The organism is Ruegeria sp. BHSB172 (assembly GCF_059613165.1).
Genome location: NZ_JBXWRZ010000004.1, coordinates 13,835 through 28,442 on the forward strand (window position 1 = coordinate 13,835; position 14,608 = coordinate 28,442).

A 14,608-nucleotide genomic window follows, 5' to 3' on the forward strand; every position below is an offset into this window, starting at 1 on the left:
CGCGCCAGCAAACCCGTTTCGGGTCCACGTCGGCAAATGCCCTAGGGCTGTTGCCGAATCGCAATGCCTGACGCATTTGCGGCGCTGAAACAGCGCCTTTGGCAAGCGGACCCGGAAAAGATACGCTATCAGGTGCGAACGCGCGGAAAATGCACCGAGACCAATGAAACGGGCGAAGGCATGGGCCTAGGCACAAAAGACCAAATCACCGGCCGCGCGCCGCGCATTCTGTTCTACAGCCACGACACGTTCGGTCTGGGCCACCTCAGACGATCACGCGCGCTGGCGTCCGCGATCACGCAGGCCAACGCGCAGGCCTCGGCGCTGATCCTGACCGGATCCCCGGTCGCCGGTCGGTTCACCTTTCCACGACGCGTCGACCATGTGCGCCTGCCCGGCGTGACCAAACGCGCGGATGGCTCCTATGCGGCGCAGACCATCGGCATGGGGATCGACGAAGTGACCGAATTGCGGTCAGGCCTGATCCAGACCGCCGTGCGCCAGTTCGCCCCCGATGTTCTGATCGTCGACAAAGAGCCCACTGGGTTCCGTGGCGAACTGCTGCCGACGCTCGAGCAGTTGCACGAAACCGGCCATGCCAAGCTGGTTCTGGGCCTGCGCGACGTGCTCGATGAACCCGAAGTTCTGGCCGCCGAATGGGCCCGCAAGGATGCGGTTACCTCCACCGAAAAATTCTACCACGAAATCTGGGTCTATGGTCTGCGTTCGGTCTATGACCCGACCCGGGGCCTGCCGCTCAGCCCCGCGACCCAGGCCCGCATTCACTGGACCGGCTATCTGCGCCGCGACCTGGGCCCGGTCGGCACTCCGCCGGAACAGCCGTACATCCTGATCACGCCCGGCGGCGGCGGGGATGGCAAGGCCATGGTCAACCTTGTGCTGTCGGCCTACGAGCAGGACCCGGACCTGTCGCCGCGCGCCGTTCTGGTCTATGGCCCCTTCCTGTCGGGCGAATTGCGCGACGAGTTCGAAGCCCGTGTCGCGGCCCTGAACGGGCGGGTGACCGCGGTGGGGTTCGAGTCGCAGATCGAGACCCTGTTCGCGGGTGCGGCGGGAGTTGTGTGCATGGGCGGCTACAACACCTTCTGTGAGGTGTTGTCGTTTGACAAACGTGCCGTGATCGTGCCGCGCACCACGCCGCGACTGGAACAATGGATCCGCGCCTCGCGCGCCGAAGACCTGGGCCTCGTCCGCATGCTGGACGAAACCCGCGATGGGTTGACGCCACAGGCGATGATTGCTGCCATCCGCAACCTGCCGAACCAGCCACTGCCGTCGCAGGCGATCCGCGCCGGCCTGCTGGACGGGCTCGACTATGTTACCGGCCGCGTCGATGCCCTGCTGTCGCAGGAACGGGAGCGCGCCACCGGATGAGCAGAACCGCGCCTAGGCTGGCGGTGTTGGTCAAGGGCTGGCCACGCCTGTCCGAGACGTTCATCGCCCAGGAACTGGTTGCCCTGCAAGAGGCGGGCCACGACTTCGACATCTGGTCGCTGCGCCACCCGACAGACACCAAGCGCCACCCGCTGCACGACCGGTTCGCCGGCACGGTCCATTACCTGCCGGAATACCTGTTCGAAGAACCCGAACGGGTCTGGGCGGGGCGCCGGGCCGCGCAAGCCTTGCCGGGATACGACCGCGCCTATCGGCAGTGGCGGCAGGATCTGCGCCGCGACCCCACGCACAACCGCATCCGCCGGTTCGGTCAGGCCTGCGTTCTGGCCGCCGAACTGCCCGCCGAAACCCGCGCACTGTATGCGCATTTCATGCATACGCCGTCCTCGGTCGCGCGCTATGCCGCGATTATGCGGGGTCTGCCGTGGAGCTTTTCGGCCCATGCCAAGGACATCTGGACCTCGCCCGACTGGGAAAAGCGCGAAAAGCTGCAGGCCGGCACCCATGGCGCGGCCTTCGGCGCCACCTGCACTGCGGTCGGCGCCCGCCACCTGCGCGAGCTGGCCGACGATCCGGCCCGGGTCGAGCTGATCTATCACGGGCTGGACCTGTCCAGATTCCCGCACGCGCCAGACCGCCCATTGCGAAAGGTCGGCGCGCCGTTCCGCATGCTCTCGGTGGGCCGGCTGGTCGAAAAGAAAGGCTTTGACCGTCTGTTGAAGGCGCTGGCGCTTTTGCCCGCGCAGCTCGACTGGCACTGGACCCATATCGGCGGCGGTGCCTTGTCGGACGGCCTGCGAGACCTGGCCACAACCCTGGGTCTGTCGGGCCGCATCACCTGGCGGGGTGCCTGCGACCAGCCCGAGGTGATCGCGGCCATGCGCGCAGCCGACCTGTTCGTTCTGCCCAGCCGCATCGCGGCGGATGGCGACCGGGATGGTTTGCCCAATGTGTTGATGGAGGCCGCTTCTCAGAAGCTGCCGATCCTGTCCACGCCGGTTTCGGCCATCCCCGAATTCATCGAAAATGGGGTGCACGGGGTTCTGTCCGCCGACACGCCTGACGCACTGGCGGGTGCGATCTCGGCCCTGGCGGCAGAACCCGCGAAAGCCGCGGCTATGGCCGACGCGGCCCATGACCGGTTGATTTCCGAATTCCGCATGGAACCCGGCATCGCACGGTTGTCGGCCCGGCTGCGGGCGTTGTGCGCGGATCAGGGGTGATGACGCGGGTGGCCTTCTACGCGCCGATGAAAGCGCCGGACAGTCCGATACCGTCGGGCGACCGGCAGATGGCTCGTAACCTGATGGCCGCAATCGGGGCCAATGGAACCCCGGTCGATCTGGTCTCGCGCCTGCGCATCTATGACAAGACGGGGGACGCATCGGTCCAGGCCGTGTTGCGTCGGGCCGCCCGGTCCGAGGCCGAACGGCTGATCGCCGACCTTCCCGGCGATACCGGGCTTTGGGTAACCTACCACAACTATTACAAGGCGCCCGATCTGCTGGGGCCGGTTGTGGCCAAGGCCCGCGGCCTTCCTTACGTGCAACTTGAAAGCACCCGCGCCCTGTCGCGCCTGACCGGGCCATGGGCCGGGTTCGCCCGCGCTGCCCATGACGCGTGCGATGCGGCCCGGGTGATCTTCTATCACACGGCGAATGACCTTATCACGCTGAAGCGGGAACGGTATGGCGATCAGGCGCTGATCGAGCTGCCGCCGTTCCTGCCGCATACGGATCTGCCGCCCCGGTCGCGCTGCGACGGACCGATGCTGGCCGTGGGCATGATGCGGCCCGGCGACAAACTGGCGTCGTATACGATCCTGGCCGAGACGCTGGCCCTGCTGCAAGGGGACTGGTCGCTGGACATCGCCGGCGACGGCCCGGCCCGGGCGCAGGTTCAGGCCCTGATGGCCCCTTTCGGCGCGCGGGTGCGCTTTCTTGGGCAATTGGACGCCCCCGCGATGCAGGATGCCTATACGCGCGCCGCGCTCTTGGTCTGGCCGGGCGTGAACGAGGCTTATGGCATGACCTATCTCGAGGCGCAGGCCGCCGGAGTGCCGGTGGTGGCGCAGGATCGCCCCGGTGTGCGGGACGTGCTGGCGCCCTCGTGCTATCCCAAGCCGGAGGAAGGGCCGCAGGCGCTGGCCGCCCGTATCGACAACTTTCTGGCCGATACCGACCTGCGACGAACCGAAGGCGGGAAGGCTCGCGTTCATATCGCCGAACGCCACCTGATGCCTGCGGCCTCGGACCAGTTCTGGGCTGGCGTCGCACCCCTGCGGGAGGACCGCACATGACACGTCTGGCCCTGCTGCGACACGGTCATACCACCTGGAACCGCGCCGGACGCATTCAGGGCCGCAGCGACATTCCTCTGGACGACGAAGCCCGCGCCCAGTTGTCCGGCCTGCGCCTGCCGCCCCCTTGGAACGAGGCGGAGTTGTGGTCCAGCCCGCTGAGCCGCGCGACCGAAACGGCACAATTGGTCACCGGGCGCGCGCCGCGCACCGATCCGGCCCTGACCGAGATGGACTGGGGCGACTGGGAAGGAAAGCGCGGTCTGGACCTGATCGCCGACCCCGACAGCGGCTACCGCCATATTGAGGATTGGGGCTGGAATTTCCGCCCCCCCGGCGGCGAAAGCCCGGCTGAGCTCTGGGCCCGGCTCGAGCCCTGGCTGGCCAGTCTGCAAACCGATGCGGTCGCCGTTTGCCATATCGGGATCATGCGCGTCATTCTGGCCCGGGCCTGGGGGTGGGGGTTTGCCGGCCCTGTGCCATTCCGTATCAAACGCAACCGCCTATATGTTGTCGATCTGGACCGGATGCAGCCCGAACCCGAACCGGTCCGCCTGACCCCGCGCGAGGACATGTCATGAAGGTCATGATCGCCGTCACCCATCTGTTGGGAACCGGACATCTCAGCCGGGCCCTGACGCTGGGGCGGGCTTTTGCCCAGGCCGAGCACGCGGTCACGGTCGTCTCGGGCGGGATGCCCGCGCCGCAACTGGATCGTACCGGCCTGAGCCTCGTTCAACTGCCGCCGCTGCGCTCGGACGGCACCGATTTCACGCGGTTGCTGACCGAAAGCGGCCAGCCCGCCGACCCCGACTATCTGGCGAAACGGACCGCAATGCTGGCGCACGCGGTGCAAACCGGTCAGCCCGATATTCTGATTACCGAGTTGTTCCCCTTCGGCCGCCGCAGCCTGAGCGCCGAGTTTCTTGCCCTGCTGTCGGCGGCAAAGGACCTACCGGCGCGACCGGTTGTGCTGAGTTCGATCCGCGACATCCTGGCACCCCCTTCCAAGCCCGCGAAGGCCGAACGGGCCGACGAGATCGTGGCCGAATTCTTCGACGGCGTGCTGGTGCATTCCGACCCACAAGTCACACCCCTTAGCGTCAGCTGGCCGGTGTCTGAGCGGTTGGAAAGCCGCCTGCACTACACCGGTTTCGTCGCACCGCCGGCGCCGCTGCCCCATTGCGACGGCATCGGGACAGGCGAGGTTCTGGTGAGCGCTGGTGGCGGTTCGGTGGGGCAGCCGATCTTTCGCGCGGCCATCGAGGCCGCCCGAAAGATGCCAGACAGCCGCTGGCGGCTGCTGGTCGGCGGCGGCGACGCTCAAACCCGCATGGATGAACTGCGCACACTGGCCCAAGGCTGGCCGATTACGATCGAGCCGGTCCGGCCGGATTTTCGCAACATGCTGCCTCTGGCGGGGGCGTCCGTCAGCATGTGCGGGTACAACACCGCAATGGACCTGTTGCAAGCGGGCACACCGGGCGTCCTGATCCCGTTTGATGACGGCAAGGAGGTGGAGCAGACCCTGCGAGCCCGTAGCCTCGCCCATTTGCCGGCGATGCGCGTTTTGTCCTCGGCAGAGCTGACCGGAGACGCTTTGGCCCGTTCGGTCGCAGCAGTCATGGAACAGGGCCCCCGCATTCCGGCCACGCAAGGCTTTGACGGTGCGCATCGGACGGTCGAAATCGCCCTGCAGCTGCGGGAGGCGCGCGGATGACCTGGGACTGGACCCCGTTGGCGGACGAACTGCGTATCTGGTCCCAGGCCGGGCATACATTGCCGCTGTGGTGGCGCGATGATGATGCCGTGGCGGCGACGCCGCAACTCGAACGCCTGACGGACCTGTCGCGGCGGCTGGGCCTGGCGGTTCATCTGGCCGTCATTCCGCAGGCGGCCCAGCCGGATCTTGCCACCCTGATCGCCCGGACGCCCGAGTTGATTCCGGTGGTTCATGGCTGGGCCCACCACAACCACGCACCTGCCGGTGAGAAGAAGGCCGAATTCCGCCTGCATCGGCCACTTGAGGCCATCAAGGACGATGCCCGCCGCGGCCTTGCGCAATTGCGCGACCATTTCCGGGACCGGCTGCGCCCGATGTTCGTGCCGCCCTGGAACCGGATCGCGCCCGAAGTCGCAGCGACGCTGCCCGAACTGGGCTATCGGTTCCTGTCGACGGCAACCCCGCGCACTCAAAGGCTGGCGGCGCCGGGGCTTGAGCAGGTGAATACCCATCTGGACCCGATTGATTGGCGTGGCACGCGCGGGCTAGCCGACCCCGATGGGCTGATCGCCCAAACCACGGCGTTGCTGCGCGACCGCCGGCTGGGCCGCGCGGACCTCCAGGAGCCTTTTGGCGTGTTGACCCACCATCTGGTCCATGATCAACAGATCTGGGATTTCACCGAAGCACTGCTGACGCACCTGCTGCAGGGTCCGGTCCGCATCTGGACAGTACCCGCGCACTGAACGACCAAGGGAGACCCCGATGAGCCGACTGGATTCCATGCTGCGCCGTCTGACCGCCCAGCGCGACGGACTGAACTGGGCTGCGGCGCAGATCGCGGGCCTGGACGGCGACGTGCTGGACATGGGTCTGGGCAATGGCCGCACCTATGATCATCTGCGCGAAATCCTGCCCCAAAGGCGCATCTGGGTGATGGACCGGGTGCTGCAATGCCACCCCGACAGCACGCCCCCCGCCGAGGATTTCCTGCAGGGCGAGGCCGAGCCGATGCTGGCCAGACTGGCCGATCGCGGCTCGTGCGTGGCGCTGGCGCATTACGATTTCGGACGCGGCATCAAGCACGAAGACGTGGCCGAAGCCGCCCGGCTCAGCCCGTTGATCGCCCGGGTCATGGTACCCGGCGGCTTCCTGATCTCGGGTCAGCCGCTGGTGGGGTTCGAACAGATACGCGGCCCCGACAGCATCGCGCCCGACCGCTATCTTTTCTATCGCGCCTGATCAAGCCACGCGGCGCCCGCGTGACCACACCGCGCGTAGGGCCGGCACCGCGTCCCGCATCCGGAACCGGATCAGATCGCCGCGCATTCCGGCTTCAATCGCGCCCCGATCCATCAGTCCGGCGGCCCGCGCCGGGGCCAAGGTCACGGTCTTCAATCCGCGCGCCATGTCCCCCCACATTCGGCCCAGTTGTACGGCAGACAACAGCAAGGCCGAAGGCACATAGTCGGACGACAGGATGTCCAGGTATCCGTGTCGGGCCAGGTCGCGCGCCGCCACGTTGCCGGAATGCGATCCGCCTCGGATCACGTTGGGCGCCCCCATCATCACTTGTATGCCGAGGTCATGGCAGGCCCGGGCGGCCTCGACGGTGGTGGGAAACTCGGCTAGGCGAATGCCGTGACCCGCCGACACCCGCACCTGCTCGGGCGTGGTGTCGTCATGGCTGGCCAGAACCGCCCCAAACCGACGCGCGGCCCGCACGACTTCGTGTTCGTGCCGGTCTCCGTTGCGGTCCCGCAAGGCCTTCAATTGGGCAACATGTTGCAGAAACATGTCGTCGTTCATCGCGTATTTGCCCTTCAGATAGGCCTCTAACTTGGACAGGTCGCGGAACTGGCGCTGCCCCGGCGTGTGATCCATCAGCGAAACGATGCCGACCCGGTCCTCGGGGCCGAAGTCGGCCAACTCCTCGATCAGGGTTTCCGAGCAGAGCTCGGCCCGCAGATGTAGAAAATGGCTGATCTTCAGCGCGTCCTGCGCCCGTAAGTCCCACAGTTCGCGCGAGAGCCCGCGCGCGTAGGGCAGATACCGCCGCGCACCCGACGGGATCGACCCGACCCGCATCGCATCGAACACCGTGGTGATTCCGGTACTGGCCAGTTCGGCGTCATGCGCGATGATCGCGGCGGCGTGGGGCCAGTCAACACCCGGCCGCGGCTGGATGTGACGCTCGAGATTGTCGGTGTGCAGTTCGACCAGACCGGGGCCGACGAAATCTCCCTCGCAATCGATCGCACCCCTGGGAACCCGAGGGCCGGGATCGACCGCGGCGATGGTTCCGCCGGCGACCCGGACACAGCCGCGTACGATCTCGTCGGGCAGAACCAGTGCGGCATTGGCAAGGATCAGTTCATCTGTCATCGGAATTTCACACGGTTTGTTCTAACAAGAGGCCACGCAACAGGAGGCCAAGGTGACATACAGGCGCTACGCGATCTATTTCGTTCCCCCCCGCAGCGCGGATTGGGCCGCATTCGCAACGGCCTGGCTGGGCTGGGACGCCGAGACCGGGACCGAGGTTGGGCATCCTGCGGTCGATGGCCTCGATATTGCCAGCATCACCGAGGTTCCGCGCAAATACGGCCTGCACGCGACGTTGAAGCCGCCCTTTCGCCTGCGCGCCGGGCAGACACTGCCTGCACTCGAGGCGGCCTGTACGCGCCTCGCGGCGGTACAGCGCGCGCTGACACTGGACGGGTTGGAAATCGCCCGGCTGGGCCGGTTCCTGGCCCTGCGCCCCTTGGGTGATACCGACGCGCTGAACGCGCTGGCCGCGGCCTGCGTCCGCGAGCTGGACGGGTTTCGGGCACCCTTGACCGATGCGGATCTGGCCCGCCGGCGCGCGGCCCGCCTGACGCCCGCGCAAGAGGCCAACCTGGCGGCCTGGGGTTATCCTTACGTGCTGGACGCCTTTCGATTTCACATCACCCTGTCCGGCAAGCTGGACAAAGACACCCTCGGCCGAACCCAGGCGGTTCTGGAGTATCACCTTGCCCCCTTGTTGCCTGCCCCGTTCCACATTGCGGATCTGGCGCTGGTCGGCGAGGCCGAGGACGGGCGGTTTCACGTGATCCATCGCTATGCCCTTTCGCCCTGAAGCTGCCGCAGGATCTGATCGACGGTCCGCGCGAGCGGGCCAGAATTGTCCACGGTGATCACCCGCCGCAAACCGTCCGGCAGCGGGGTCCTGGCCCGCCCCAACCGATTGGCCTGCGCGGACGTGCTTTCCCGCCCGCGATCTCTGAGCCGTCGCGCCAGAACCTCGGGGGAGGCAGTCAACGAGACGACAACCAGATCTCCGAACACTTCCTGCGCCGGCAGCAGGACCGAACGGGACAGGTTGACCAGAATGCCACGGGCCGCGCGCCGCTGGTCCAGGATCGAGGCCGGGACTCCGTAGAGCAACCCATGCGCGGGCCAGTGCAGCGCAAAGGCACCATTGGACGCCAGCAGATGGAACTGCGCCTCGGTCACGCGTTCGAAATCCTCGCCTTGTTCGCCCATGGGTCGGGTGATCACCCGCCGAACGCGGCAATATCCCGGTTCCCGGTCCAGAAGTGCCTGGATCACGCTGTCCTTGCCCACGCCAGACGGCCCCACCACGGCAATGACCGGCGCCAGACTCATATCATCCGCTCCGGCGCGAAGCCCGAAACATCCACCGCCCTGTCACAGACCCGATCGCGCGCCTCGGCGTCGTGGAATATGCCGACGATGGCGGCGCCACGCGCCTCGGCCTCGCCGATCAGCGACAACACGGTTTCGCGGTTCTCGGCATCCAGGCTGGCGGTCGGCTCGTCCAGCAACAGCGCCGGATAGTCATGCACGAAACCACGGGCGATGTTCACGCGCTGTTGCTCGCCGCCCGAAAAGGTCGTCGGGCTCAGGCCCCAAAGGCGTTCCGGGATGTTGAGCCGGCGCAGCAGTGCGCTGGCCCTCCCGCGTGCGGCCTGCCGATCCACGCCCAGCGCCAGCAACGGCTCGGCCACGACGTCCAGCGTCGGCACCCGCGGCACCACGCGCAGAAACTGACTGACATAGCCCAGAGTTTCGCGGCGCAGTTGCAGGATCTCGCGCGGTTGGGCCCGTGCGACGTCCAGGCCACCCACCCGCACCTGACCTGAGACCGCCAGGTAATTGCCGTAGATCACCCGCATCAGCGTGGACTTCCCGGCCCCGCTGGCCCCGGTCAGGGCCACGCATTCTCCGGCCCCCACGCACAGCGACGCGCCAGCCATCACCGGGATCACGGCGCCGCCCTGGTTGTGGAGGACGAAACTCTTGCTCACATCTGTCAGTTCGATCATCGCGGTTCACCCTTTCGCACGGTGTCAGACCTGCAGAACGCTGGACACGAGCAGTTGCGTATAGGCATGCTGCGGGTCGTCCAGCACCTGATCGGTCAGCCCCGCCTCGACCACCTCGCCATCCTTCATCACCATCAACCGGTCCGCCAGCAGCCGGACCACGGCGAGATCATGGGTGACGATGATGGCGCTCAGCCCCATCTCGCGCACCAGACCGCGCAGCAGGTCCAGCAGCCGCGCCTGCACCGAGACATCCAGCCCGCCGGTCGGTTCATCCATGAAAACCAGCCGCGGACCGGTCACCAGGTTGCGAGCGATCTGCAACCGTTGCTGCATGCCGCCCGAAAACGCGCTGGGTCGGTCGTCCACTCGGCTTTCTGCAATCTCGACCCGGCCCAGCCAATCCAAAGCCTGCCCGCGGATCTGGCCATAGTTCCGGCTCCCCACGGCCATCAGCCGCTCGCCGATATTGCCACCGGCGCTGACCGACATGCGCAGCCCGTCGCGGGCATGCTGATGCACTAAGGCCCAGTCGGTGCGCCCCAGCATCCGGCGGGCCGGTTCCGACATCGTGACCGTGTCCACCGGCCCATCGGTGCGGGTGTCGAAGATTACCTGCCCGGCATCCGGTTTCAGATGCCCGGCCAGACAGTTCAGCAGGGTCGACTTGCCCGACCCGCTTTCGCCGACGATCCCCATCACCTCGCCGGGGTAGAGGTCGAAACTGACATCCCGGCACCCGATCCGCGCGCCATAGCGTTTCTCGATGCCTTTGACCTGCAACAGCGGGGTCATGCCGCGCCCTCCTGCGTCAAACGCCCTTGGTGTCCGGCGTCGCGGCGGGACCGGCAGTAATCGGTGTCCGAGCACACGAACATCCGGTTGCCTGCATCGTCCGTGATCACCTCGTCCAGATAGCTGTCTTCGGCCCCACACAGATCGCAGGCATGATCGGCCTTGGTGGCCTCGAACGGGTAGTCCTCGAAATCGAGGCTGACCACCCGCGTATGCGGCGGCACCGCATAGATCCGCTGCTCGCGCCCGGCCCCGAACAGCTGGATCGCGTCCATTTCCAGTTTCGGATTGTCGAATTTCGGGATCGGAGACGGGTCCATCACATAGCGCTCAGCCACCCGGATCGGATAGGCATAGGCCGTGGAAATCGCGCCGTGCTGGCTGATGTCTTCGTAGAGTTTCACATGCATCAACCCGTATTCCTGCAGGCTGTGCATCTTGCGTGTCTCGGTTTCGCGCGGTTCCAGAAACCGCAGTGGTTCGGGGATCGGGACCTGATAGACCAGGATCTGATCGGCGCGCAGCCGGGCCTCGGGGATACGGTGGCGGGTCTGGATGATGGTCGCCTTCCCGGTCTGTTCGGTCGTGACCACGCCCGCCGTCCTTTCAAAGAACTTTCGGATCGACACGGCATTGGTCGTGTCATCGGCACCCTGATCGATCACCTTGAACACATCGTCGGGGGTCAGCGTCGCGGCCGAGACCTGAACCCCGCCCGTGCCCCAGCCATAGGGCATGGGCATCTCGCGGCTTGCAAAAGGCACCTGATAGCCGGGCACCGCCAAAGCCTTGAGAATGGCCCGACGGATCATCCGCTTGGTTTGTTCGTCCAAATATGCGAAGTTATACTCATTCATTTGATGTATCACTTTCGGTTTTTGGTGTTGTTGTGGACGGTTATCTGGTTGCCTCGGCCTTCGCGGTCGTCATGGTGTACTTTCTCTGGCGCAGGATACACTCCCGGCGACGGCGCCGGGCCATGCGACGCGACCAACATGGCGAATGGGCCGCGATCGGCTCGGAAACCGCCACACGGCCGTTTGCTGCCGACAAGACAACCCATCAAGCGGACAGGATGCAGGCAGATCACGGAAGTCATTCTGCCGCCTCCGGTGATGCCACTCGTTCTTGGGCCTCGCGGCGCAATTTGCGCACCAGTTCCAGTTCGGACTGGAAATCGACGTAATGCGGCAGCTTGATATGCTCCAGAAAGCCGGTCGCCTGAATGTTATCGGCATGGCTTAGGACGAATTCCTGATCCTGCGCCGGGGCACCCAGATCGTCTTCGCCCAATTCCTCCCAGCGCAAGGCGCGGTCCACCAGGGCCATGGCGATGGCTTTGCGCTCGGACTGGCCGAAGACCAGCCCATAGCCGCGCGTAAACTGCGGCGGCTCGGTTTTTGATCCCTTGAACTGGTTCACCGTTTCGCATTCGGTCAGGGCGATCTCGCCGATCTCGATCGCGAAACCCAGTTCGGGGATTTCCATCTCGACCGCGACGGTGCCGATGCGCAACTCGCCCACGAAAGCGTGGTTGCGGGCATAGCCGCGCTGGGTCGAATAGGCCATGCCCAGCACGAACCCCTCGTCCCCACGCGTCAGCGATTGCAGGCGCAGGGGGCGGTCGGCCGGGAACTCCATCGGTTCGCGCGTAAGGTCGCCCGGCGGTTCATCGCTGGCGGGTTCATCTTGAATTAGACCTTCGTCCTTGAGGAATTCGGTGATGCGCGGGGTCGGCTCATGGCGCGGCGCGGCGGTGGGGGCTGCAGGCACCGCGCCATCGGCGGCCAGTTTGAAATCCAGCAGACGGTGCGTGTAGTCGAAGGTCGGGCCCAGAACCTGCCCGCCCGGTGCGTCCTTGAACGTGGCCGAGATCCGGCGATCGCAGGCCATGCCGCCGGTATCGACCGGGGTCGAATAACCGAACCGCGGCAGGGTGGTACGGTAGGCGCGGATCAGGAAGATCGCCTCGATCAGATCACCGCGCGCCTGCTTGATCGCAAGTGCGGCCAGATCGGGGTCGTACAGAGAGCCCTCGGCCATCACGCGGTTCACCGCAAGGCTTAGTTGTTCGCGGATCTGCGCCAAGGACAATTCAGCCACGCTGGGATCGCCCCGGCGTTCCTCGGCCAGCCAGGCATGGGCGTTTTCGATCGCTTTTTCGCCCCCTTTGACGGCTACGTACATGGCCTAACCCTCGGGCTGGATGCGGGTGCTGCGCGGCAAGGCCGCGACCGTATCCCCGCAGGTGAAGAAGAAATCGCACCCCAACGGATACAGGTCCGAATTGGCCTGCAGCGCCGCAACGTCGGGCACGGAAAGGCGTGCGGCGTCGCGGATGCCCGGACCTCGCAGGACTGCACCGGAAAGGTCCAGCGCGTCGCACTCCACGATCAGGGTGGCGGATCGGTCCGGATATTCCGGTGTGCCGATCCGGTATTGGTCCAACGGCACCAGGTCCGGCCAGCAGCCTACGGCGAAATCCGCCTGCTCGGCGGGCACGAGGGGCGCACCGGTATGGAAGGTCAGCCATTGGCGAATGGCCGAACTATCGGCCCCGCCCGCCAGATAAACGCCCGTATCCGGGTCGCATAGCGTCAGCAGAAGCGTTCCCGCGGCGACCGACAGGCCGTCGGGCGGGGTCGCGCCGACCAGCTGCCGCAACTCGCCCGGCCGGGCCATCACGGTCATGGCCGCACGAAAGGCGTGGGCCGCCTGAATCGGCGCGTCGGTGAAACCGCCTGAAAAACGGGTCTGTGGGGTCATTGATCCTCTCCCCGAACCATCGTGAAAAACTCGACCTTGGTGGCCGCGGCCTTCGCGGCCCGGGCCGATTTGGCCGCCTGGACCTGGCGGGTCAGCGGCTCCAGAATTTTCGCACGCACCTCGTCTGCGCCCCCGGTCTGCATCAGCGCGTCGATCAGAGCGGCGGTTTCGGCATGGGTCTTGTCGCGCCCCTGCACATATCCGTGGCCCTCGGTTCCATCGGCCAAGACCAGAGCGCAGCGCGTGACCGTCATCTCGCCCAGGTTGAACGGCGCGCCCGTACCGCCTGCCCGCCCCCGCACCATGACGCCGCCAATCTCGGGCGTGCGCAGCCACTGGAACTCGGGACGCGCGCCATAGCCGGACCACAAGGCCGCCAGCTTCTCGGCCGGCGCACGTGCCAGAAGGCCCAGCCAGGCCCGTCGATCACCTGTCGCAATTTTTGTCTGTTCCGCCATCAAAGCCTCTTGGCCAAGTTGTCTACAACTACTATACAACTAGACAAATCATAATGAGGCAATGGGTGACTCGCAACGAATATGCTGTGAAGTTTTGATGACATGAGCCAAACACCGATCTGGAAGACCATCGCGCTGGCGCTGACCGCCGACATTGCCGAGGGCCGCTTTGCCACCGGCGACCGCCTGCCGACCGAGGCGCAGCTGGCCGCAACCCACGGCGTGAACCGCCACACGGTGCGCCGGGCCCTGGCCGAACTGGCCAAGCAAGGCCTGGTGCATCCACGCCGCGGGGCCGGCGTGTTCGTTTCGGCAGCAGCGACCGATTACCCGATCGGCAAACGGGTCCGGTACCACCAGAACATCTCGGCCAGCGGCAAGATTCCGGGCAAGCGGGTACTGTCGCTGATCACCCGCGCCGCCGACAAGACCGAGGCCGAGGCGCTGAACCTGACCCCCGGCGACCCGGTGCATGTCTATGACGGGTTGTCGCTGGCCGATGGACAACCGATCGCGGTGTTCCAAAGCGTCTTTCCTGCCGCCCGCCTGCCGGACCTGCCCGAGGCGCTGGCCGAGAACGGCTCGGTCACGCGGGCGCTGCGGTACTGCGGCGTGGCGGATTATACCCGGATCTCGACCCGCCTGACTGCCCGCGCGGCCGACGCGGTTCAGGCCCGGCACCTGCAACTGATCGAGGGCGCGCCGGTTCTGCATTCGGTCGGCATCAATGCCGATCCGCAGGGGCATCCGGTTGAATACGGCAAGACCGTCTTTGCCGGTGAGCGGGTCACCCTGACGCTGGATGACGACCACGGGTGAT

17 protein-coding genes are annotated in these 14,608 nt (G+C 66.1%); 9 read left to right on the forward strand and 8 right to left on the reverse strand.

The features are described 5' to 3' along the window. The first annotated feature begins 180 nt into the window (after nt 1-180). The 7 genes from AC2FM3_RS03080 to AC2FM3_RS03110 are packed head-to-tail and all read left to right on the forward strand — an operon-like array spanning nt 181 to nt 6,680. Complete coding sequence (locus AC2FM3_RS03080; protein ID WP_496679224.1) at nt 181-1,395, forward strand: glycosyltransferase family protein; 1,215 nt, start codon at nt 181-183, stop codon at nt 1,393-1,395. Then, nucleotides 1,392-2,639, forward strand: a complete 1,248-nt coding sequence (locus AC2FM3_RS03085) for a glycosyltransferase (RefSeq protein WP_496678968.1) — start codon at nt 1,392-1,394, stop codon at nt 2,637-2,639. Before AC2FM3_RS03080 ends, AC2FM3_RS03085 begins: the two co-directional genes overlap by 4 nt. Further along, nucleotides 2,639-3,715 carry a glycosyltransferase family 4 protein gene (locus AC2FM3_RS03090; protein ID WP_496678969.1) on the forward strand — a complete coding sequence of 359 codons (1,077 nt, stop codon included), beginning with the start codon at nt 2,639-2,641 and terminating at the stop codon, nt 3,713-3,715. The genes AC2FM3_RS03085 and AC2FM3_RS03090 overlap by 1 nt, the downstream gene beginning before the upstream one ends. Further along, nucleotides 3,712-4,296, forward strand: coding sequence for a histidine phosphatase family protein (locus AC2FM3_RS03095; RefSeq protein ID WP_496678970.1), 585 nt, complete (start codon nt 3,712-3,714; stop codon nt 4,294-4,296). The genes AC2FM3_RS03090 and AC2FM3_RS03095 overlap by 4 nt, the downstream gene beginning before the upstream one ends. Then, entirely contained in the window at nt 4,293-5,435 is a 1,143-nt protein-coding gene (locus AC2FM3_RS03100; RefSeq protein ID WP_496678971.1) for a glycosyltransferase family protein, read from the forward strand. The genes AC2FM3_RS03095 and AC2FM3_RS03100 overlap by 4 nt, the downstream gene beginning before the upstream one ends. Next, nucleotides 5,432-6,184 carry a polysaccharide deacetylase family protein gene (locus tag AC2FM3_RS03105; RefSeq protein ID WP_496678973.1) on the forward strand — a complete coding sequence of 251 codons (753 nt, stop codon included), beginning with the start codon at nt 5,432-5,434 and terminating at the stop codon, nt 6,182-6,184. The genes AC2FM3_RS03100 and AC2FM3_RS03105 overlap by 4 nt, the downstream gene beginning before the upstream one ends. Nucleotides 6,185-6,203: 19 nt before the next feature. Then, the gene (locus AC2FM3_RS03110; RefSeq protein ID WP_496678974.1) at nt 6,204-6,680 is read left to right on the forward strand and encodes a class I SAM-dependent methyltransferase; all 477 of its coding nucleotides are present in this window, start codon (nt 6,204-6,206) and stop codon (nt 6,678-6,680) included. Here AC2FM3_RS03110 and AC2FM3_RS03115 read toward each other — a convergent pair whose 3' ends face one another. Next, nucleotides 6,681-7,823, reverse strand: coding sequence for an alpha-D-ribose 1-methylphosphonate 5-triphosphate diphosphatase (locus tag AC2FM3_RS03115; protein WP_496678976.1), 1,143 nt, complete (start codon nt 7,821-7,823; stop codon nt 6,681-6,683). 52 nt (nt 7,824-7,875) lie between these two features. Here AC2FM3_RS03115 and AC2FM3_RS03120 point away from each other — a divergent pair, with 52 nt between their 5' ends. Continuing rightward, nucleotides 7,876-8,559, forward strand: a complete 684-nt coding sequence (locus AC2FM3_RS03120; protein WP_496678977.1) for a DUF1045 domain-containing protein — start codon at nt 7,876-7,878, stop codon at nt 8,557-8,559. Here the strand turns inward: AC2FM3_RS03120 and AC2FM3_RS03125 are convergent. The 7 genes from AC2FM3_RS03125 to phnG form a co-directional block, all read right to left on the reverse strand. Then, nucleotides 8,541-9,089 (reverse strand): ribose 1,5-bisphosphate phosphokinase PhnN, encoded by a 549-nt coding sequence (locus tag AC2FM3_RS03125; protein ID WP_496678978.1) that lies wholly within the window; start codon nt 9,087-9,089, stop codon nt 8,541-8,543. The genes AC2FM3_RS03120 and AC2FM3_RS03125 overlap by 19 nt on opposite strands. Next, nucleotides 9,086-9,769 carry a phosphonate C-P lyase system protein PhnL gene (phnL, locus tag AC2FM3_RS03130; protein WP_496678979.1) on the reverse strand — a complete coding sequence of 228 codons (684 nt, stop codon included), beginning with the start codon at nt 9,767-9,769 and terminating at the stop codon, nt 9,086-9,088. The genes AC2FM3_RS03125 and phnL overlap by 4 nt, the downstream gene beginning before the upstream one ends. 24 nt (nt 9,770-9,793) lie before the next feature. Beyond that, the gene (gene phnK / locus AC2FM3_RS03135) at nt 9,794-10,564 is read right to left on the reverse strand and encodes a phosphonate C-P lyase system protein PhnK (RefSeq protein ID WP_496678981.1); all 771 of its coding nucleotides are present in this window, start codon (nt 10,562-10,564) and stop codon (nt 9,794-9,796) included. Beyond that, the gene (locus AC2FM3_RS03140; RefSeq protein ID WP_496678982.1) at nt 10,561-11,421 is read right to left on the reverse strand and encodes an alpha-D-ribose 1-methylphosphonate 5-phosphate C-P-lyase PhnJ; all 861 of its coding nucleotides are present in this window, start codon (nt 11,419-11,421) and stop codon (nt 10,561-10,563) included. The genes phnK and AC2FM3_RS03140 overlap by 4 nt, the downstream gene beginning before the upstream one ends. Nucleotides 11,422-11,659: 238 nt before the next feature. After that, nucleotides 11,660-12,751 (reverse strand): carbon-phosphorus lyase complex subunit, encoded by a 1,092-nt coding sequence (locus tag AC2FM3_RS03145; RefSeq protein ID WP_496678983.1) that lies wholly within the window; start codon nt 12,749-12,751, stop codon nt 11,660-11,662. Nucleotides 12,752-12,754: 3 nt separating this feature from the next. Continuing rightward, nucleotides 12,755-13,330, reverse strand: a complete 576-nt coding sequence (phnH, locus tag AC2FM3_RS03150; RefSeq protein ID WP_496678984.1) for a phosphonate C-P lyase system protein PhnH — start codon at nt 13,328-13,330, stop codon at nt 12,755-12,757. Next, entirely contained in the window at nt 13,327-13,788 is a 462-nt protein-coding gene (gene phnG / locus AC2FM3_RS03155) for a phosphonate C-P lyase system protein PhnG (RefSeq protein ID WP_496678985.1), read from the reverse strand. Before phnG ends, phnH begins: the two co-directional genes overlap by 4 nt. Nucleotides 13,789-13,890: 102 nt before the next feature. Here phnG and phnF point away from each other — a divergent pair, with 102 nt between their 5' ends. Next, complete coding sequence (gene phnF, locus AC2FM3_RS03160) at nt 13,891-14,607, forward strand: phosphonate metabolism transcriptional regulator PhnF (RefSeq protein WP_496678987.1); 717 nt, start codon at nt 13,891-13,893, stop codon at nt 14,605-14,607. Nucleotide 14,608: the final 1 nt, after the last annotated feature.

Excerpts from the sequence above, each read along its gene's own strand:
- AC2FM3_RS03080 (WP_496679224.1), top strand. The coding sequence starts at position 181 with ATGGGCCTAGGCACAAAAGACCAAATCACCGGCCGCGCGCCGCGCATT.
- AC2FM3_RS03140 (WP_496678982.1), bottom strand. The coding sequence starts at position 11,421 with ATGAATGAGTATAACTTCGCATATTTGGACGAACAAACCAAGCGGATG.
- AC2FM3_RS03100 (WP_496678971.1), top strand. The coding sequence starts at position 4,293 with ATGAAGGTCATGATCGCCGTCACCCATCTGTTGGGAACCGGACATCTC.
- AC2FM3_RS03115 (WP_496678976.1), bottom strand. The coding sequence starts at position 7,823 with ATGACAGATGAACTGATCCTTGCCAATGCCGCACTGGTTCTGCCCGAC.
- phnH (WP_496678984.1), bottom strand. The coding sequence starts at position 13,330 with ATGACCCCACAGACCCGTTTTTCAGGCGGTTTCACCGACGCGCCGATT.
- AC2FM3_RS03110 (WP_496678974.1), top strand. The coding sequence starts at position 6,204 with ATGAGCCGACTGGATTCCATGCTGCGCCGTCTGACCGCCCAGCGCGAC.
- AC2FM3_RS03105 (WP_496678973.1), top strand. The coding sequence starts at position 5,432 with ATGACCTGGGACTGGACCCCGTTGGCGGACGAACTGCGTATCTGGTCC.
- phnF (WP_496678987.1), top strand. The coding sequence starts at position 13,891 with ATGAGCCAAACACCGATCTGGAAGACCATCGCGCTGGCGCTGACCGCC.
- AC2FM3_RS03145 (WP_496678983.1), bottom strand. The coding sequence starts at position 12,751 with ATGTACGTAGCCGTCAAAGGGGGCGAAAAAGCGATCGAAAACGCCCAT.
- AC2FM3_RS03090 (WP_496678969.1), top strand. The coding sequence starts at position 2,639 with ATGACGCGGGTGGCCTTCTACGCGCCGATGAAAGCGCCGGACAGTCCG.
- AC2FM3_RS03085 (WP_496678968.1), top strand. The coding sequence starts at position 1,392 with ATGAGCAGAACCGCGCCTAGGCTGGCGGTGTTGGTCAAGGGCTGGCCA.
- phnL (WP_496678979.1), bottom strand. The coding sequence starts at position 9,769 with ATGATCGAACTGACAGATGTGAGCAAGAGTTTCGTCCTCCACAACCAG.
- phnK (WP_496678981.1), bottom strand. The coding sequence starts at position 10,564 with ATGACCCCGCTGTTGCAGGTCAAAGGCATCGAGAAACGCTATGGCGCG.
- AC2FM3_RS03095 (WP_496678970.1), top strand. The coding sequence starts at position 3,712 with ATGACACGTCTGGCCCTGCTGCGACACGGTCATACCACCTGGAACCGC.
- phnG (WP_496678985.1), bottom strand. The coding sequence starts at position 13,788 with ATGGCGGAACAGACAAAAATTGCGACAGGTGATCGACGGGCCTGGCTG.
- AC2FM3_RS03125 (WP_496678978.1), bottom strand. The coding sequence starts at position 9,089 with ATGAGTCTGGCGCCGGTCATTGCCGTGGTGGGGCCGTCTGGCGTGGGC.